Source organism: Paenibacillus thermotolerans, from assembly GCF_028745515.1.
In the GTDB taxonomy this organism is placed as follows: domain Bacteria; phylum Bacillota; class Bacilli; order Paenibacillales; family YIM-B00363; genus Paenibacillus_AE; species Paenibacillus_AE thermotolerans.
The window spans coordinates 12,840-31,153 of sequence record NZ_JAQZSG010000004.1; the positions used below are offsets into that span (position 1 = coordinate 12,840).

Genomic DNA, 18,314 nt, shown 5'->3' on the forward strand with positions numbered 1-18,314 from the left:
TGTTATGGTGATTGTGGAAATACTTTGGATTAGGGGGTGCCGTGTTTCAATGAAAACCGTAATGCACGATACGGGAGCGAACGCACGCGACCGCGCCGTTCTTGTCAGCCTGATCACCGAAGGGATCGGTGAACAATCGGCGAAACATTCGCTGGAGGAGCTGGTCAGACTTGCCGAGTCGGCGGGGGTCGAGGTGGCGGGCTCGGTCGTACAGCGCAAAAGCACCGTCGATACCAAATGGTTCATCGGCAAAGGAAAAGTAGATGAGGTCAAGGAGCTCGCGGATGCGGGCGGCGCCAATACGGTCATCTTTAATCAGGAATTGTCGGGCGGTCAGGTGCGCAATCTGGAAGACGCACTGGATGCGAAAATCATCGACCGGACACAGCTCATTCTTGATATATTTGCGCAACGCGCGAAAACAAGGGAAGGCATTCTCCAGGTTGAGCTCGCCCAGCTGAATTATTTGCTGCCCAGGCTGTCCGGCCACGGCATCAACTTGTCCCGGCTCGGCGGCGGAATCGGCACCAGAGGACCCGGTGAAACGAAGCTGGAAACGGATCGCAGACATATCCGCAACCGGATTGCGGAGCTGCGCCGGCAGCTCGACGAAGTGATCAAGCATCGAAAGCTTCACCGGCAGCGCCGGAAAAAAACGGGCGTTACGCAGGTTGCGTTGGTCGGTTATACGAATGCGGGAAAATCGACGCTGCTCAACCGATTGACGAACGCGGACGTATATGCGGAAAATCAGTTGTTCGCAACGCTCGATCCGACTTCCCGCCATTTGGAGCTTCCTTCGGGAGGCAGCATCATTATTACGGATACGGTCGGCTTTATTCAGGATCTGCCGCATGATCTTGTCGCAGCGTTCCGCGCCACGCTGGAGGAGGTGCTGGAGGCGGATTTGATTTTGCACGTTGTGGATGCTTCGTCCCCGGTGCGGGACGAACAGATGCGCGTCGTCGACGAAGTGCTTTCCGAACTCGGAGCCGGCGCGAAGGAGCGGTTTACCGTATTTAACAAAATCGATGCGTGCGGACCGTCTGAGCTTGCGCTGCTGCCCGCCGGGAAAGACCATCTTCAAATATCCGCATTCTCGGACAGCGATCTCCACCGGTTGAAAACCGTCTTGGAGGACCGGCTGCTTGGCGATGTGAAAACATTTCGGGTTCCGGCCCATCGGGGGGATTTGATCGCGCTTGCCTATCGGATCGGCGAGGTGCTTCAATCCGAAACCGGGGAAGAGGATGTTACGCTGCAGGTACAGGTGCTTGCCAGGCAGTATGAGCAATCGGGTAAAGCGCTGGAGCCTTACGTAGAATAAAAGTTATGTTTTACAGATAAGCTTACGGGAGAGACAGCATGTGATTGAAATGAATGAAAGATTGAAAACCGCGGTAGAAGCCGTAGAAGAGAGAATTTCCCCGCGATTGCGGAACATCGATGCGATGATTGATATCAATCAATGGAAAGTGATTCGCGCGTTCCAGAAAAACCGAGTCAGCGACTTCCACTTCGCCGGATCGACCGGCTACGGCTACAACGACGTCGGGAGGGAGGCGCTGGACGCTGTATATGCGGAAGCGTTCGGTGCGGAGGCGGGGCTTGTCCGGCCGCACTTCGCCTCGGGGACGCATACGATTGCAACGGCGTTATTCGCCTTGCTTCGCCCCGGCGACGAGCTGCTTTTTCTGACCGGATCGCCTTATGACACGCTGCACAAGGTGATCGGCGAGGAGGGAGACGGAACGGGCAGCTTGGCCGATTGGGGCATAACGAGCAAATTCGTCCCGCTGCTTCCGGACGGAAGGGTGGATTATGCGGCGGCGAAAGCGATGTGGAGCCCTAAGGTTAAGGTGGTCGCCATTCAGCGCTCTCGGGGTTACGAATGGAGAGCCTCCTTCTCGGTGGAAGACATCGGCCGAATGGTGAAAACCGTTAAAGAGTGGGATCCGAACGTGCTTGTGTTCGTCGATAATTGCTACGGGGAATTTACGGAGGAAAGGGAGCCCGTCGCAGTCGGCGTCGATCTGATGGCCGGCTCCCTGATCAAAAACCCCGGAGGCGGCATTGCGCCGACCGGAGGGTATATCGTCGGCCGAGAAAGCCTCGTTAAGCTGGCCGCCTATCGGCTGACCGCTCCCGGCATCGGATCCGACGTCGGTTCGATGCTTGGCGCTGTGCGCGCCATGTTTCAGGGCTTTTTCCTTTCCCCGCACACGGTCGGACAAGCGTTGAAGGGGGCGGTGTTCGCCGCCGCGCTCTTCGAGCAGCTCGGCATGATTACGCATCCCCTGTGGAACGATGAGCGCTCGGACATTATTCAGGCGGTCCGCTTTCATAATGCCGAGCAATTAATATCGTTCGTTCAAAGCATCCAAAAAGCTTCCGCCGTCGACGCCCATGTCGTCCCCGAGCCTTGGGCGATGCCGGGCTACGAGCATCCGGTCATCATGGCTGCGGGAACGTTCATTCAAGGCGGCAGCTTGGAGCTGTCCGCGGATGCGCCGATTCGGGAGCCGTATACCGCATATATGCAAGGGGGTCTGACGTATTCGCACGTTAAGCTCGGCGTCATCGCATCTCTGCAAACGATGATCAATGAACAATTATTGTGACGAAATCTTACATCCTTTGACACTTATAGGGTAGATCCGTTACAATAGATTCAGCACTCATTATGATTGAAAGGTTGATGAAGGATGGGTGATGAAATTCGCCGCAATATGGCGTTGTTTCCGATCGGAATCGTAATGAAGCTGACGGATTTGACCGCTCGTCAAATTCGCTATTATGAACAGCATGAGCTGATTGTGCCTGCCCGTACTTCCGGCAATCAGCGCTTGTTCTCGTTCAACGATGTGGAAAGATTGCTGGAAATCAAATCGCTTATTGAGAAGGGCGTAAATATTGCCGGCATCAAGCAGGTATTGTCGCCGATGTCCAAGGACTCCGCGGAAGCGACCGTCATCAACGAACAGACGGAAGTGAAACGGCGCGAAATGGACGACAAGCAAATTCACCGGATATTGAAGCAGCAGCTCATTGCAGGCGGACGCCGCGGCCAGGTATCGCTCATTCAAGGCGAGCTGTCGCGCTTCTTAAGAGATCAGAAAGTATAAATCTCGCTATATTTCTAAATCGCTTACTTGACCAATAGCAGCAAATCATTGTCGCGATAGGAGAGATGGGTTTTGGGTTACACAAGAGAAGATATAACAAGAATCGCCAAAGAACAGAACGTGCGCTTTATCCGTTTGCAATTTACGGACTTATTAGGTTCCATTAAAAATGTGGAAATACCGATCAGCCAGCTGGAGAAGGCGCTCGACAACAAGATGATGTTTGACGGCTCTTCCATCGAAGGTTATGTTCGGATCGAAGAATCTGACATGTATTTGTATCCCGATCTGGACACTTGGGTCGTATTCCCATGGGTTCATCAAGACCGCGTCGCCCGATTGATTTGCGATGTGTATATGCCGGACGGCACTCAATTCGCCGGCGACCCCCGCGGCATTCTGAAGCGGGTGCTGCGTGAAGCGGAGGAGATGGGCTATACTTCGATGAACGTAGGTCCGGAGCCGGAATTTTTCTTGTTCAAAACGGACGAGAAGGGCAACCCGACGCTTGAAACGAACGATCAGGGCGGTTATTTCGATTTGGCGCCGACCGACCTTGGCGAAAACTGCCGCCGAGAAATCGTGCTGACGCTCGAGGAGATGGGCTTTGAAATCGAAGCGTCGCATCATGAGGTCGCCCCCGGACAGCACGAAATCGACTTCAAATACGCGGACGCCGTCAAAGCTGCGGACCAAATTCAGACGTTCAAGCTCGTCGTCAAGACGATCGCACGCCAGCACGGTTTGCACGCCACATTCATGCCGAAGCCGCTGTTCGGCCTTAGCGGTTCCGGGATGCACGCGCATCAATCGCTGTTCACGGGCAATACGAACGCTTTTTATGACGAGAACGACCGCCTCGGTCTCAGCGAGACGGCTTACCATTACATGGCGGGCATTCTCCAGCATGCGCGTTCCTTCACGGCGATTACGAACCCGACCATCAATTCCTACAAGCGTTTGGTCCCGGGATACGAAGCGCCTGTGTACGTGGCATGGTCTGCGAGCAACCGCAGCCCGATGATCCGCATTCCGGCGTCGCGCGGCTTGAGCACCCGGGTCGAGGTTCGCAACCCGGATCCTTCCGCCAACCCGTATTTGGCGCTGGCGGTTATGCTGAAGGCCGGATTGGACGGCATTAAGAACAAGACCGAATTGCCGGCACCGGTGGACCGCAACATTTACATCATGACGGACGAAGAAAGGGAAGAAGCGGGAATTCCCAGCTTGCCTTCCGATTTGCGCGAAGCGATCAACGAGCTGCTCGGCGACAAAGTGATTTGCGACGCGCTTGGCGATCACGCGCTCGCTCACTTCATCGAACTGAAAGAAATCGAATGGGAAATGTACCGTACCCAGATTCACCAATGGGAGCGGGATCAATATTTGACGCTGTACTAATTCGCATACGGAGTGCAACAAAGAAAGCCGTCTTGCAGCAGATTCGATCTGCGGAGGCGGCTTTCTTTGTTCGATGATTTGATGCGGGATGCGGGTTAATGAATTTCGCGAAAGAGGCCGATAACCTTGCCGAGAATTTTCACATGATTATACCGAAGCGGCTCCATGGAGGAGTTTTCCGGCTGCAGGCGAATGTGATCGCGTTCCTTATAGAAGGTTTTCACCGTCGCTTCATCGTCTTCGGTCATAGCTACGACGATTTCGCCGTTGTTGGCGGTCTGCTGCTGACGGACAATGACGTAATCGCCGTCGTTGATGCCGACCTCGATCATGCTCTCGCCCATAACCGAAAGCATGAATACTTCGTCGTCGCGAACCATATGGGCCGGAAGCGGGAAGTATTCTTCAATGTTCTCGATAGCCGTAATCGGCTGTCCGGCAGTTACTTTGCCGACGAGCGGAACCTTGGATACGGCTAGTCCGACAAGCTCGCGTTCCTCATCGTCGCCCAGCAGCTCGATAGCTCTCGGCTTGGTCGGGTCTCTGCGGATGAAGCCCTTCTTCTCCAGCCGATCCAGATGGCCGTGAACCGTAGAGCTGGAAGCAAGTCCGACAGCTTCCCCGATCTCTCTTACGGACGGAGGGTAGCCCTTCTCCCGAACTTCACTGCGTATGAAATCTAAAATGGCTTGCTGACGATTCGATAACTTCGTCAAGAGCGATCACTCCAGGATGGGGAATATTTTAACAAAAGTATACCATAGAACCGGAGTTCGCACAAACATAAGTTCGAGTATTTTTGAATTTATCAAACATTTGTTCTTATTTTGTGTTGACACAAACATCTGTTCGTGATAAATTATCGATATACGAAACAGAACAAGTGTTTGGAGGATGCGGGAATGAGAACTCATCGCTCAACGAATATTTACATACGTAGAAAATTACTGAATAGAATGTGCGCTTTGCTATTTATTATTATTGTGAGCGCCTCATCCGGCGCCATGCTGCAGGCTAACGCCAACGAACGTGCGGACGGGCAGCCGGAAGTTTCATACGTTGCCGAGGATCATAAGGAGTATAAGAAGCTTTGCGTTGAATCCGGAGATACGCTTTGGTCCATCGCAAAGAAATATGGGGATCCCGATTGCGACATTCGCGCTTATGTGCATGATCTGAAGGAACTGAATCAATTGGAATCCTCCAACTTACAAGTAGGGCAAATCATCCTTTTGCCATAATGTATATATCATGTTGAACGGAAGAACCGTCTGCTCCTATGGGATGCGGCGGTTCTTTTCCGTTTCCTTGACTTTCTGCGCGATGCTATGTAAAAGTTAAATGTACGCACAGAAAGGGGTATGTTGATGATTTCGGAACGCGTGAAGCGAATTAACGAGCTGGCCCGCAAACAGAAGTCCGTCGGTCTATCGGAAGAAGAGAAGGCGGAGCAGGCCATATTAAGGAAAGAGTATATTGACAATTTAAAAGAATCTCTCCGTTTTCAATTGGATTCCATTGAATTTGTAGAAGACAAAGAAAAGAAGGATTGAGTGCAATGTCCCGCAAATGGGAGCGAATGGTCCAAAAAAATAAAGAAAAGATCAACAAACAACGCCAGAAGCAAGGAAAGACGCCGTTAGCCGCGGAGCAGGAGACCGTTGTTCGCGGAAGGAGCTGGTTTTTCCCGCTGGTGTTGACGATTATGGGAATCATGTTCGCGCTGACGCTTGCGCCTACAGGGGGACTGACGACGTTCAATGCGATTACGGTCGCCTTGTACTTTGTGCTTGCGATGTTTCATTTTTTTCTCCGCAGACCTTATTTGAAGATCGGCAAATCGCGCCTGAGCTGGCGCACCTTCACCGGAGAGAAGGCGCTGACCGCTTCCGAAATCGGAACGATCTCGTTCGCGCCAGGCTCGGTTTTGGTACAAGGGAAGGACGGAAAAACTCGGCGCACCTTTACCAAAGTGATGGATTTATTCCCGCTGGACGAGCTGAAGGCCGCTTTGCGGCAGTTTGCCGAAAGCAATCACGTAACGTTAGCAGACAATAAGCGAGGGTGAGGATCGGTGGCATTGCGCGCGGTTTTATTTGATTTGGACGATACTTTATTATGGGACGACCGAAGCGTCGAAGAGGCGTTCGAGGCGACCTGCCGTTTTGCGGCGGAGCGCTGCGGCGTCGATGCGGCTTCATTGAAAGAAGCGGTTCATACGGAAGCAAGAGCATTGTATCAAAGCTACGAAACGTTTCCGTTCACGCAGATGATCGGCATTAATCCGTTCGAGGCGCTATGGGGAAACTTCACCGAGGGGGAAGACCCGAATTTCCGGAAGCTTCATGAACTGGCGCCGGCGTACCGCAAGGAGGCGTGGACGAGGGGCCTGCGTTCCGTTGGAATCGAGGACGAGCGGCTTGGAGCGGAATTGGCCGAATTGTTTCCGGCGGAACGCCGCAAACGCGCTTATGTGTATCCGGAAACGTTCGATGTATTGAATGCGCTGAAGGGGAAATATAAGCTTCTTCTGTTAACCAACGGCTCGCCGGATTTGCAGAAGGAGAAGCTGGCGGGCGTCCCCTCTCTTGCGCCGTATTTCGATCATATTGTCATATCCGGCGAGTTCGGCCGGGGCAAACCCGACCCGGCGATTTTTGAGCATGCGGTGTCGCTGCTCGGCATTCAGCCTAATGAAGGTCTTATGATCGGCGATAAACTGACGACCGACATTCTCGGTTCGAGCCGCATCGGTATGCCGAACGTATGGATTAACCATCACGGAGCGTCCGTCGGCGACCATGTTCCTCCGGTCCATGCCATTACGAAGCTTGAGCAATTGCTTGCAATCATCGATCGATCGTAAGAATGAAGAACGGCCTGTTCCGTAAGGAGCAGGCCGTTGTAAATACGATTATGCTTTTTGGAAGGAAGGGTCGTCGAAAGGCTGAGCAATCCAGCCTGCGGGCTCGATGAACAAGCGCACCGCTACGATTTGGCGATTTTCCATCAGCGTGAAGAAATGCGGCTTGTTCTCCGGTACGGAGATGACGTCGCCGGCTTCCAGCTCGACGTCGAAGTAGCCTACGTCGTCCGAGCCTTTGATGATGAAAATTCCTTTACCCGCCGTAATCGCGCGAACTTCGTCCTCCGTGTGGGTATGGACGGCTTCAAATTTTTTGAGCAGCTCGTCGAGGTTCGGAGTAGCGTCGGAGAGCGAGATGATGTCCCACGTTTTGTAGCCTCTGCGTGCTGCCAGATCGCGAATCTCCTCATCGAACGTGGAAAGAATCGTATTCTTTTCTTCGTCCGTGAGAACGAATTTATTTTGCAGCTCGGCCGGCAGCTTCGCCGGGTTCCAGTGCTCGTACAGTACTTCTTGGTTTGCAAGGAACGATTTGACGTTCTCTTCGCCGGTAATCCGTTCATTCGTATTGCGAATGCGAATTTCTGCCATGGAAATTCCCTCTTTCTTAATCAATGTTCGATTTTGAATGACGCTAATCTATGATGCAGATTATCATTTATTTTTTCACACCTGCCGCAACTTTTCAACTACCTTTCCCTATTCCGAGTAATTTGGTAAACTATTGAGCAATACGTACATGGGGCGTGAGAGAAATATGGTCAAAACCATACTGGAGCAGCAATTAGAGAAAAAGATATTAATTATTGACGGCGCCATGGGAACGATGATACAACAAGCCGATTTGACGGCTGACGATTTCGGCGGTGAATCGCTCGAGGGCTGCAACGAGATGCTTTGCGTGACGAAGCCGGAGCTGATCCGCTCCATCCACGAGCAATATCTCGAAGCCGGGGCCGATATTATCGAGACGAATACGTTCGGCTCTACAAGCATCGTATTGGCCGAGTACGATATTGCTCATATGGCAAGGGAGCTGAACCTTGCGGCAGCGAAGCTGGCGGTCGAAGCTGTCAAGAAATATTCCACGCCCGAGCGGCCCCGGTTTGTGGCGGGTGCAATGGGACCGACGACGAAGACGCTGTCTGTAACGGGCGGCGTTACGTTCGAGGAATTGATTGCATCTTATTACGAGCAAGCGCTGGCGCTTATTGAAGGCGGAGTCGACGCGCTGCTGCTGGAGACGAGCCAGGATACGCTCAATGTGAAAGCGGGAAGCATCGGAATCCGGAACGCTTTCGAAACTTCCGGCATCACGCTTCCGATCATGATTTCCGGCACGATCGAGCCGATGGGGACGACGCTGGCGGGGCAAAATATCGAATCGTTCATGGTGTCGCTGGAGCATCTGCGGCCGGTATCGATCGGTTTGAATTGCGCTACGGGACCGGAGTTCATGAAGGATCATATCCGCACGCTTTCCCAATTGACGGGAGCTGCGGTTTCTTGTTATCCGAACGCGGGCTTGCCCGATGAGGACGGGCATTACCACGAGACGCCGGAATCGCTTGCGCGCAAGCTGGGCGATTTTGCAGCGAACGGGTGGCTCAATATTGCAGGAGGCTGCTGCGGAACGACGCCGGATCACATTCGCGCGATTGCAGACGAGCTAAGCCGATATAGACCGCGGGAGCGGGACGGGCAGCATCCGCCTGCGGTTTCGGGCATCGAGACGGTCTACATGGAAGAAGACAGCCGCCCGTTAATGGTCGGCGAGCGGACGAACGTCATCGGCTCGCGTAAGTTTAAACGGCTCATTTTCGAAGGAAAGCTGGAGGAGGCCTCCGAAATCGCGAGGGCTCAGGTGAAGAACGGCGCGCATATTATCGACATCAATTTGCAGGATACGGAGCTGAACGAGCCGAAGGTGATGGCGGAGTTTTTGCAGCTCGTCACCAAGAAAGTAAAAGTGCCGCTCATGATCGATTCGACGTACTCCGAGGTCATTGAGATCGGTTTAAAATATTCGCAGGGCAAAGCGATCATTAACTCCATCAACATGGAGGACGGTTTGGAGCGGTTCGATCAGGTGGTGCCGCTCATTCACAAATACGGCGCGGCCGTCGTCGTCGGCTTGATCGACGAGAAAGGTATGGCCGTATGGCCGGAAGACAAGCTGCGCGTCGCCAAGCGTTCGTATGATATTTTGGTAAATCAATACGGCGTGAACCCCGCGGACATTATTTTCGATCCGAACGTATTCCCGGTCGGCTCGGGCGATCCGCAGTATATCGGCTCGGCCAAAGCGACGATCGACGGCATTGCGCTGCTGCGGGAGCACTTCCCGGAATGCTCCAGCATACTCGGCATCAGCAACGTCTCTTTCGGCTTGCCCGATGCGGGCCGCGAGGTGCTTAACTCGGTGTTCCTGTATCACAATACGAAGGCGGGTCTCGGCTACGCGATCGTCAATACGGAGAAGCTGGAGCGCTATGCGTCCATTCCGGAGGAGGAGCGGAAGCTTGCCGAGGATTTGATTTTCCACACGAGCGATGAGACGCTGGCCGCCTTCGTGGCGCATTTCCGCGAGAAGAAGGTTGTCAAGAAGGAGAAGGCGTCCGACCTCCCGCTTGAAGAGCGGCTGGCGTCTTACATCGTGGAAGGTACGAAGGAAGGGCTCATTCCGGACTTGGACGAAGCGATGAAAAAATATTCGCCGCTTGAAATTATTAACGGTCCGCTCATGGCAGGCATGGACGAGGTCGGTCGGCTGTTCAACAACAACGAGCTGATCGTCGCGGAGGTGCTTCAGAGCGCCGAGGTGATGAAGGCGTCGGTTGCGCATCTGGAGCCGTTCATGGAAAAGACCGAGTCGGCGGTGAAGGCGCGGATCATGCTGGCGACCGTAAAGGGCGACGTTCACGATATCGGCAAAAATTTGGTCGAGATTATTCTTTCCAACAACGGGTATGAAATTATCAACCTCGGGATCAAGGTGCCGCCGGAGCGGCTCATCGAGGAGTTCCGCAAAGAAAAGCCGGACGCAATCGGCTTGTCCGGCTTGCTCGTCAAATCGGCGCAGCAGATGGTCACGACGGCTCAGGATTTGAAGGCGGCCGGCATCGACGTACCGATTCTCGTCGGCGGAGCGGCGCTTTCGCGGAAATTTACGAAAACCCGAATCGCTCCTGAGTATGACGGTCTTGTTCTGTACGCGAAGGATGCGATGGATGGCCTCGACTTGGCGAATAAATTGACGAACCGGGAAGAGAAGGAACGGCTCATTCGGGAAATGCGCGAGGCGAAGGAGAGCTTCGTGATGGAGTCGGGCAGAAGGAAGGGAGCCTCAGCCGCAACCGGCGAGCCGAAGGTTTCGAAGGTGTCGCGAGATGTCCCTGTCCAGAAGCCGAACGATTTGGAGCGCCACGTCCTTAGAGACTATCCGATCACTCATTTGCTCCCTTATGTGAATATGCAGATGCTGCTCGGGCATCATCTCGGCTTGAAGGGAAAAGTGGAGACGCTGCTGGCGGAGGGAGACCCGAAGGCGACGGAGCTGAAGCGAGTCGTCGACGAGCTGTTTGCGGAAGCCGTCCGTGACGGCACCATCGTCCCGAGCGGGATGTACCGGTTTTTCCCGGCGCAATCCGACGGGGATACGGTCATCGTGTACGATCCCGAGGATCAAAGCCGCGTGCTGCAAACGTTCACGTTCCCAAGGCAAGATGTCGCCCCGTATTTGTGCCTTGCGGATTATTTGAAGCCGAAGGACAGCGGCGAAATGGACTATGTCGGCTTTTTGGCCGTGACGGCGGGCAAGGGGATTCGCGACAGGGCGGAGCGGTACAAAAATGCCGGCGAATATTTGAAATCGCACGCGCTGCAAGCCGCGGCGCTTGAGACTGCGGAAGCGTTCGCGGAACGCATTCATCAGCTGATGCGCGACGTATGGGGAATCCCGGATCCGGCGAACCTGAGCATAGCGGAGATGTTCGCCGCCAAGTACCGGGGGCAGCGTTTCTCGTTCGGATATCCGGCGTGCCCGAACCTGGAGGACCAGCAGCAGCTGTTCTCGCTGCTGCGTCCGGAGGATATCGGCATCGAGCTGACCGATTCGTTCATGATGGAGCCGGAAGCTTCCGTCACCGCGATCGTATTCGCGCATCCGGAGGCGCGGTATTTCAACGTAGACAAGGCGGAGTAACGTGGAACTGTACTTTCTTGGCACCGGAGCGGGAATGCCGTCCCGCAAACGGAACGTCACTTCAATCGCATTAAATTTGCTTCCCGAGCGCGGGACGATGTGGCTGTTCGATTGCGGGGAAGGGACTCAGCATCAGATGCTGAACTCCCCGCTGAAGCCCGGCAGGCTTGAATTCGTCTTCATTACGCATTTGCACGGGGACCATATTTACGGCTTGCCGGGCATGCTGTCAAGCCGTTCCTACCAGGGCGGCGAAACGCCGCTGACGGTGTTCGGGCCGCCGGGCATCCGGCGGTACCTCGAAACGACGCTTGACGTGAGCGACTCGCATTTCGAGTATGAGCTCCGGATCCGGGAGATCGAGGATGAGGGAGTCGTGTTCGAGGACGACCAATTCACGGTGTCGGCGGTGCGGCTGGAGCACCGCGTCGAGTCGTTCGGCTACCGCATCGCCGAACGGGACATTCCCGGCGCGCTCGACAGCGCCCGGCTCACCAAGGCCGGCGTTCCGCCCGGCCCGGTGTACGCGCGCTTAAAGCGCGGCGAAACCGTCACGCTGCCTGACGGGCGCGTGATTCGCGGCGCGGACTACGTGTCCGCGCCGGTGAAAGGGCGCACGCTTGCCGTCTTCGGCGACACGCGCCCCTGCGCGAGCTCGCTCGAGCTCGCCCGCGGCTGCGACGTCGTCGTGCACGAAGCGACGTTCAAGCACGATCGGCTCGACAAGGCGGCCGCCTTCTACCACACGACGGCCGTGCAAGCCGCCGAGCTTGCATTGAAGGCGGGGGCAGGCTCGCTCATACTGACGCATCTTTCGTCCCGGTATCAGGACGAACAGGCCCATGAGCTGCTCGATGAGGCGCGCAACATATTCCCGAACGCGCATGTCGCCGAAGATTTTTGGTCGTTTCCGATCCACCGCCGCAAATAGCCGTATAACCCGACAAAAAAAGGTTTCCCTTCGCTCGAATGCGAAACGGGAAACCTTTTTCTTCTTCAAAACTATTCGACTTTTACCGCCGTGCCGCTGACCGTAACCATCAGCATTCCTTCCCGTACGACCTCATAATCGATATCGATGCCTACGACGGCGTTGGCGCCAAGGTATCTCGCATGCTCTTTCATTTCATGAATGGCGATTTCTCTCGCCTCTTTGAGCTTCTGTTCGTAAGCGCCGGAGCGGCCGCCTACGATGTCAGTAATCGATGCGAACAAATCGCGGACGATATTCGCACCCATGATCGCTTCGCCGTTAACAATGCCCAAATACTGGGAAATTTTGCTACCTTCAATCGTGTTCGTAGTCGTAATAATCAAAAAAATCGGCCTCCTTGGCGGAATACATTCCCTACTAATACGTTACCCAGCGTTCGTGCGTTTCAATCGGAATTGACCGTTTGTCATTTTTGGGACTTGATCAATAATAATAATTGTCGTTTACTGTCGAATATAAGATTTATTATTCTATCGTAAACTGCTTATGTAGTATAATAGATTTAGTTCAAACAAGATTCCGACGTCGTTCTGGTAGGGGAAATGCGCGATCTGGAGACGATTGCGACTGCAATTACCGCCGCGGAGACGGGCATCTCGTATTCGGGACGCTGCATAGGGCGGATGCTACGCAGACGATCGATCGGATAATCGACGTGTTTCCGCGATCGAGCTTATGGTAAATACGCCGTCGATCGCCAACTTAATCCACAGCGAATAGACGCACCAGATCCGGTCTATCATGCAAACCGGCAAGGCGCTCGGAATGCGGACGATGCGGGCTGTGCCCCTAGGTAGTATTCTACTTAATGGCACAGCCTGAATTTCTTTATACAGGTGAATTGCATGAATCTTTTCGAACTTTTCATTTCGGCATTGGCGATCCTCGGCCTCCTCATAGGCAGCTTCCTTAACGTGGCGGCCATCCGCAGCCTTGCCAAGGCATCGATCGTTTACCCGCCTTCGCACTGTGTGCACTGCAAGCATAGACTCTCCCCTTGGGACTTGATCCCAGTATTAAGTTATCTGCTGCTGGGCGGCAAGTGCCGCTATTGCGGACAGCGCATATCGCCTGTGTATCCAATCGGGGAAGCTTCCGTCGCGTTACTGTTCGTTTGGACCGGTTGGCATTTCAATCCCCTTGACCTCGAGTGGACGGCGGGGCTACTGCTTGTTTCGGTACTTGCGGTGATTACGCACACGGATTTGAAAGCAATGACGATACCCGACTCGGTCGTATTTACCGGCGTTGCCCTGGCGCTGGCGCTTCGCGTCCTATGGCATCCGCTGTCATTCTGGAATTATGCGGCCGCGGCGGCGATCGGCTTTGCGCTCTTGTATCTTCTGGCGGAACTCAGCCGAGGAGGAATGGGCGGAGGAGACATTAAGCTATACTTGTTTGTCGGGTTATTGCTCGGTGTGAAGTTAACGCTGCTGTCGTTATTCCTGGCAAGCATTTTCGGAATGGTGTACGGGATTTCCGCAAGCTTGCTCGATCCGCAAAAGAGGCGGAAACCGATTCCGTTCGGCCCGTTTATTGCGGCAGGGTCGTTTTTATCTTTTCTATACGGAGATACGTGGGTTGATAGTTATCTAAACTTGTTCGCAGGCAGCATATAAATTAGTGCTAGGCAGTTTAAGATACCCCGTTTGTCATAGATGGCGGCGTTAATGCCGTTGTCGCACGGTTCGCCGTAACGGCGAAGCCGTTCGGTGCGGGAATCGACGAATATCCCAGCGCAGCCCAATCGATCGTCACACCCGCTTTTCGAAGCGCCTGAATTTCCGCGCGTATTTCGTTAGAGATTCTTTCCGCATGCAGCAGCGCCTCCCGCAGCCGATCCCCCGCAGAATCGGCCAGCCGCAAATATCCGAACAAATGAACGATTGCCGCTATGAAGATCGTCAGGACGACAAGCGATCCCAGTACCTCAAGCAGCGTAAACCCTCGCTCATTCGACAGCCTGTTCATTAGGCGCATATATCGACTCCTAATCTATCGAATTCATTTTCTAGCATTATAACACGGAAAAAGCGGATAAGGCGGTGATGAAGGGCGAACGATTGAACTTTCAACTTGTTTCCATCTTCACACCCGAACGTATATTCTGTACAATGGAAGTAAGGAACGAAGGCTAGAGGGGACGAACGAATGAATCGATTAACCGGTAAAGTATCCTCCATGGAGGAGCTCATACATATGATCCGGTCGACGCCGGAATTGATGGAGAACGTTACGGAATGGAGAACGATTCCCGGGAAGGAAGCGCGCTACGCGGAATTTCCGCACTCGCTGCGTCCGGAGCTGAGGAAGGCGCTGACGGATAAAGGAATCGAAAAGCTGTACACGCACCAAGCGGCTGCGTTCGAGGCGATCCAGGCGGGGAAACATGTAGTCACCGTTACTCCGACCGCTTCGGGCAAGACGCTCACCTATAACCTGCCGGTGATGCAGCAGCTGCTTACCGACGACAGCAGCCGCGCACTGTACTTGTTTCCGACGAAGGCGCTTGCGCAGGACCAAGTGGCGGAGCTGCAGGAGACGGTGGAGAGAATGGGCGTCGACATCAAGACGCATACGTATGACGGCGATACGCCGCCGACCGTTCGGCAGGCGATCCGCAACGCGGGGCATATCGTCGTCACGAACCCGGATATGCTGCATTCGGCGATTTTGCCGCATCATACGAAATGGGTCAAGCTGTTCGAAAACATCAAATTTATCGTCATCGACGAGCTGCATTCGTACCGCGGCGTCTTTGGAAGCCACGTGGCGAACGTCATCCGCAGATTGAAGCGCATTTGCCGTTTTTACGGCTCCAATCCGCAGTTTATATGCGCTTCCGCGACGATCGCCAATCCGAAGGAGCACGCGGAGAAGCTGATCGGAGAGAAGACGGCGCTGATCGATAATAACGGCGCGCCTTCCGGCGAGAAGCATTTCGTCTTTTATAATCCTCCCGTCGTCAACCAGCAGCTCGGCATCCGCAAATCGAGCGTGCTCGAGACGCGCAAGGTGGCGGGCCTGCTGCTTAAGCAAGGAATCCAGACGATCGTGTTCGCCAGAAGCCGGGTCAGAGTGGAAATCTTGCTCACGTACTTGCAAGATTTGGTGAAGCACGAGCTCGGACCGAAGACGATCCGAGGCTATCGCGGCGGTTACTTGCCGAAGCAGCGCCGGGAGATTGAGAGAGGGCTGCGGAACGGAGAAATTCGCGGCGTCGTGTCGACGAACGCACTGGAGCTCGGCATCGATATAGGACAGCTGCAGGCGTGCGTCATGAACGGCTTTCCGGGGACGATCGCGAGCACTTGGCAGCAATCGGGCCGCGCGGGACGGCGGCATGAAACGGCCATCACCTTTCTCGTCGCAAGCAGCAATCCGCTCGATCAATACGTCATATCGAATCCGGACTATTTCTTCGGGCGCTCGCCGGAGCAAGCAAGAATTCACCCCGACAATTTACTCGTGCTGCTCGATCATGTGAAGTGTGCGGCATATGAGCTGCCTTTTCAGGAAGGGGACCGGTTCGGGGAAGAAAATATCGTCGACGTGCTCGAATTTCTTGTGGAGGAGCGCGTGCTTCACCGCAATAACGGCCGGTGGTACTGGATGGAGCAAAATTTTCCGGCCAACAACATCTCGCTGCGGTCGGCGGCACAAGAAAACATCATCATCATCGATACGTCGAACGGCAGCAAGGTGATCGGCGAGGTCGACCGGTTCAGTGCGCACACGCTTGTTCACGAAGAGGCGATTTATATTCACGAAGGCGTCCAGTATCAGGTCGAAAAGCTGGATTATGAAGAGAAGAAGGCTTACGTGCGCGAAGTGAGCGTAGATTATTATACGGACGCGAATATGGCGGTGGAGCTGAAAATTCTTCACTGCGACAAAGAGGGGGAGGAAGCGGCGTACAGCCGTAATTTCGGAGAAGTGACGGTAAACGCAAGAGCAACCATCTTCAAAAAAATTAAGCTGCGTACGCACGAAAACATCGGCTCCGGGCCGATCCATTTGCCGGAGGAGGAGCTGCACACCAGCTCCTATTGGATTACGTTCCACGACGAGCTGGCGGGCATGAAATCCGCGAACGATCTTCAGTTCGCGCTCCTTGGGCTCGCCAACGTCCTGATCCATATCGCCCCGCTGTATTTAATGTGCGACCCGCTCGACATTCGCGTTTATCCTCAGGTAAAAGCCGTTCAGTCGAAGCTTCCGACCATCTTTTTCTATGACCGTTATCCGGGGGGCATCGGGCTAAGCGAGCGTTTATACGAGCTGCACGATGAGCTGCTGAAGGAAGCCCGGCGCCTCATTGCGGGCTGTACCTGCTTAAGCGGCTGTCCGGCTTGCGTCGGTCCGATCGAAGAGGTCGGGCTGCTCGGCAAGAGCTTGGCCCTCGAGCTCGTCGACCGGATGGCGGGGCGTCGATGAGCGGGTTAAAGGAACGGCTGGGCAGATTGACCCGTTCGAGCGGAGCAGCTTCGCCCAAGCAAGAGACGCGGCCGTCCGGGAGAAGCGCGGCGGACGACGTCCGGTGGGCGGCGCTCGGCTTCGAGCTACAAGAGGCGGCCGGCGGGAGCTGCTTGATTCGGGAGGTGCTGTTCCCGTCGGATCATAAACACGGCCACTTCTCGGTCGGGGAGCTTAGCTCCATCGCCGCCTCTCTTTCCCGGCTCGATCCGTCGGGGCGGGAGCTCGAGCCGCATCGGCTTCTGTTTTTGGATACGGAAACGACCGGTCTCGGCCAAGGCGCGGGCAACATTCCGTTCATGATCGGCGCCGGCTATTGGACGAAACGGGGCTTTACGGTGCGTCAGTTCGTTATCCGGCATCCGGGCGAAGAAGCGGCGATGCTGGAGACGCTGCGCGAAATGCTCTCAAGCGCGAGCCACTTGGTTACCTATAACGGGCGTTCGTTCGATTGGCCGCTCATCAAAAATCGATTCGTCATGAACCGGCTTTCCGCACCTAAGGAGCCGGGGCATTTTGATTTTTTGTACCCTTCGCGCAGCTTATGGCGCACCACGATGCCGTCGGTCCGGCTCGGAGCAGTGGAGGAGGGCAAGCTCGGCGTATTCCGGCGCGACGACGTGCCAGGCTCGATGGCGCCGGCTCTTTACTTTCAATACTTGGCGGAGAACGACCCGTCGGTGCTCGAAGGCGTCGTTCGCCACAATGAAACGGATATTTTAACGCTGCTGACGCTGGCCGTCCATTTCGGCAAGCTGCTGGACGGCGGCATGCAGCTGGAGCGGATGAAGACGCCCGAGCTGCATCGGCTTGGGCTATGGTATGAGCGCCTTGGGTTTGAAGAGGATGCGCAGCGAGTTTACGAGGCGCTCGCCGAAAGGCCCGTCTCCGATACGCACCCTTATTTGCACGACGCGGCATTGTTTTACAAAAAGCATAAAAAGTGGGGCCTCGCCGCTGAGCTTTGGAAGACGGCCGTTGAAGCGGGAAGGGGCTTTCGCGTGTCCTCGATCGAGCCGTATATCGAGCTCGCGATGATCTATGAGCATCGGTACAAGAATGCGGATGAGGCGCTGTATTGGACGGAGGAAGCGCTTCGCAGCGCACAAACCAGATTGTCGTTGTCCGGAAGCGGGGCGGAGACACGGCTGCGAGAGGCGATTGCGGATTTGAACAAACGGCGGGAGCGTCTGCTGAAGAAGCAGCGCACGCTGTTTTAACGGGAAAGACGGGAGACGACGATCAGAG

Annotated in this window: 17 protein-coding genes and 1 pseudogene; 14 read left to right on the forward strand and 4 right to left on the reverse strand. The window is 54.8% G+C overall.

Annotated elements, in window-relative coordinates; all coding sequences use genetic code 11:
* Positions 1–49 precede the first annotated feature (49 nt).
* From hflX to glnA, 4 genes are all read left to right on the forward strand, one after another.
* Positions 50–1,327, forward strand: coding sequence for a GTPase HflX (gene hflX, locus PT964_RS04870; RefSeq protein ID WP_274362212.1), 1,278 nt, complete (start codon positions 50–52; stop codon positions 1,325–1,327).
* A 40-nt stretch (positions 1,328–1,367) separates the two neighbouring features.
* Complete coding sequence (locus tag PT964_RS04875; RefSeq protein ID WP_425262673.1) at positions 1,368–2,621, forward strand: methionine gamma-lyase family protein; 1,254 nt, start codon at positions 1,368–1,370, stop codon at positions 2,619–2,621.
* Between the two features lie 84 nt (positions 2,622–2,705).
* Positions 2,706–3,125 carry a MerR family transcriptional regulator gene (locus PT964_RS04880; RefSeq protein ID WP_274362213.1) on the forward strand — a complete coding sequence of 140 codons (420 nt, stop codon included), beginning with the start codon at positions 2,706–2,708 and terminating at the stop codon, positions 3,123–3,125.
* A gap of 72 nt (positions 3,126–3,197) precedes the next feature.
* On the forward strand, positions 3,198–4,526 hold the full coding sequence (gene glnA, locus PT964_RS04885; protein WP_274362214.1) for a type I glutamate--ammonia ligase: 1,329 nt from the start codon (positions 3,198–3,200) through the stop codon (positions 4,524–4,526).
* 95 nt (positions 4,527–4,621) lie between these two features.
* On the opposite strand, the gene lexA is transcribed toward glnA, so the two are convergent.
* On the reverse strand, positions 4,622–5,242 hold the full coding sequence (lexA, locus tag PT964_RS04890; protein ID WP_274362215.1) for a transcriptional repressor LexA: 621 nt from the start codon (positions 5,240–5,242) through the stop codon (positions 4,622–4,624).
* Positions 5,243–5,428: 186 nt separating this feature from the next.
* Here lexA and PT964_RS04895 point away from each other — a divergent pair, with 186 nt between their 5' ends.
* The 4 genes from PT964_RS04895 (at position 5,429) to PT964_RS04910 (ending at position 7,392) form a co-directional block, all read left to right on the forward strand.
* Positions 5,429–5,767 (forward strand): LysM peptidoglycan-binding domain-containing protein, encoded by a 339-nt coding sequence (locus tag PT964_RS04895; RefSeq protein ID WP_274362216.1) that lies wholly within the window; start codon positions 5,429–5,431, stop codon positions 5,765–5,767.
* 126 nt (positions 5,768–5,893) lie between these two features.
* Entirely contained in the window at positions 5,894–6,079 is a 186-nt protein-coding gene (locus tag PT964_RS04900) for a DUF896 domain-containing protein (protein ID WP_274362217.1), read from the forward strand.
* A 5-nt stretch (positions 6,080–6,084) separates the two neighbouring features.
* A complete protein-coding gene (locus PT964_RS04905; RefSeq protein ID WP_274362218.1) occupies positions 6,085–6,594 on the forward strand; it encodes a hypothetical protein in 510 nt (169 codons plus the stop codon).
* A gap of 6 nt (positions 6,595–6,600) precedes the next feature.
* The gene (locus PT964_RS04910; RefSeq protein ID WP_274362219.1) at positions 6,601–7,392 is read left to right on the forward strand and encodes an HAD family hydrolase; all 792 of its coding nucleotides are present in this window, start codon (positions 6,601–6,603) and stop codon (positions 7,390–7,392) included.
* A 48-nt stretch (positions 7,393–7,440) separates the two neighbouring features.
* On the opposite strand, the gene PT964_RS04915 is transcribed toward PT964_RS04910, so the two are convergent.
* A complete protein-coding gene (locus PT964_RS04915) occupies positions 7,441–7,983 on the reverse strand; it encodes a 1,2-dihydroxy-3-keto-5-methylthiopentene dioxygenase (protein WP_274362220.1) in 543 nt (180 codons plus the stop codon).
* Positions 7,984–8,149: 166 nt separating this feature from the next.
* Here PT964_RS04915 and metH point away from each other — a divergent pair, with 166 nt between their 5' ends.
* Positions 8,150–11,596, forward strand: coding sequence for a methionine synthase (metH, locus tag PT964_RS04920; protein WP_274362221.1), 3,447 nt, complete (start codon positions 8,150–8,152; stop codon positions 11,594–11,596).
* A gap of 1 nt (position 11,597) precedes the next feature.
* Entirely contained in the window at positions 11,598–12,527 is a 930-nt protein-coding gene (gene rnz, locus PT964_RS04925; RefSeq protein ID WP_274362222.1) for a ribonuclease Z, read from the forward strand.
* A 71-nt stretch (positions 12,528–12,598) separates the two neighbouring features.
* Here rnz and PT964_RS04930 read toward each other — a convergent pair whose 3' ends face one another.
* A complete protein-coding gene (locus tag PT964_RS04930) occupies positions 12,599–12,913 on the reverse strand; it encodes a YbjQ family protein (RefSeq protein ID WP_274362223.1) in 315 nt (104 codons plus the stop codon).
* 186 nt (positions 12,914–13,099) lie between these two features.
* Between PT964_RS04930 and PT964_RS04935 the strand changes: the two are divergent.
* Positions 13,100–13,412 (forward strand): annotated as a pseudogene (locus PT964_RS04935) (ATPase, T2SS/T4P/T4SS family); the annotation flags it as partial.
* Between the two features lie 23 nt (positions 13,413–13,435).
* Positions 13,436–14,209: a prepilin peptidase gene (locus PT964_RS04940; RefSeq protein WP_274362224.1), complete on the forward strand. Its 774-nt coding sequence runs from the start codon at positions 13,436–13,438 to the stop codon at positions 14,207–14,209.
* A 16-nt stretch (positions 14,210–14,225) separates the two neighbouring features.
* Here PT964_RS04940 and PT964_RS04945 read toward each other — a convergent pair whose 3' ends face one another.
* Positions 14,226–14,570, reverse strand: a complete 345-nt coding sequence (locus PT964_RS04945; RefSeq protein ID WP_274362225.1) for a type IV pilus modification PilV family protein — start codon at positions 14,568–14,570, stop codon at positions 14,226–14,228.
* A 171-nt stretch (positions 14,571–14,741) separates the two neighbouring features.
* Here PT964_RS04945 and PT964_RS04950 point away from each other — a divergent pair, with 171 nt between their 5' ends.
* Together PT964_RS04950 and PT964_RS04955 are read left to right on the forward strand one after the other, a co-directional pair.
* A complete protein-coding gene (locus tag PT964_RS04950; RefSeq protein WP_274362226.1) occupies positions 14,742–17,027 on the forward strand; it encodes a DEAD/DEAH box helicase in 2,286 nt (761 codons plus the stop codon).
* Positions 17,024–18,286: a ribonuclease H-like domain-containing protein gene (locus tag PT964_RS04955; protein WP_274362227.1), complete on the forward strand. Its 1,263-nt coding sequence runs from the start codon at positions 17,024–17,026 to the stop codon at positions 18,284–18,286. Before PT964_RS04950 ends, PT964_RS04955 begins: the two co-directional genes overlap by 4 nt.
* Positions 18,287–18,314: the final 28 nt, after the last annotated feature.

Bases quoted from the DNA above. Each gene is read 5' to 3' on its own strand.
- hflX (WP_274362212.1), top strand. From the start codon at position 50: ATGAAAACCGTAATGCACGATACGGGAGCGAACGCACGCGACCGCGCC.
- PT964_RS04905 (WP_274362218.1), top strand. From the start codon at position 6,085: ATGTCCCGCAAATGGGAGCGAATGGTCCAAAAAAATAAAGAAAAGATC.
- PT964_RS04950 (WP_274362226.1), top strand. From the start codon at position 14,742: ATGAATCGATTAACCGGTAAAGTATCCTCCATGGAGGAGCTCATACAT.
- PT964_RS04940 (WP_274362224.1), top strand. From the start codon at position 13,436: ATGAATCTTTTCGAACTTTTCATTTCGGCATTGGCGATCCTCGGCCTC.
- PT964_RS04945 (WP_274362225.1), bottom strand. From the start codon at position 14,570: ATGCGCCTAATGAACAGGCTGTCGAATGAGCGAGGGTTTACGCTGCTT.
- PT964_RS04900 (WP_274362217.1), top strand. From the start codon at position 5,894: ATGATTTCGGAACGCGTGAAGCGAATTAACGAGCTGGCCCGCAAACAG.
- PT964_RS04895 (WP_274362216.1), top strand. From the start codon at position 5,429: ATGAGAACTCATCGCTCAACGAATATTTACATACGTAGAAAATTACTG.
- metH (WP_274362221.1), top strand. From the start codon at position 8,150: ATGGTCAAAACCATACTGGAGCAGCAATTAGAGAAAAAGATATTAATT.
- PT964_RS04955 (WP_274362227.1), top strand. From the start codon at position 17,024: ATGAGCGGGTTAAAGGAACGGCTGGGCAGATTGACCCGTTCGAGCGGA.
- PT964_RS04915 (WP_274362220.1), bottom strand. From the start codon at position 7,983: ATGGCAGAAATTCGCATTCGCAATACGAATGAACGGATTACCGGCGAA.
- PT964_RS04880 (WP_274362213.1), top strand. From the start codon at position 2,706: ATGGGTGATGAAATTCGCCGCAATATGGCGTTGTTTCCGATCGGAATC.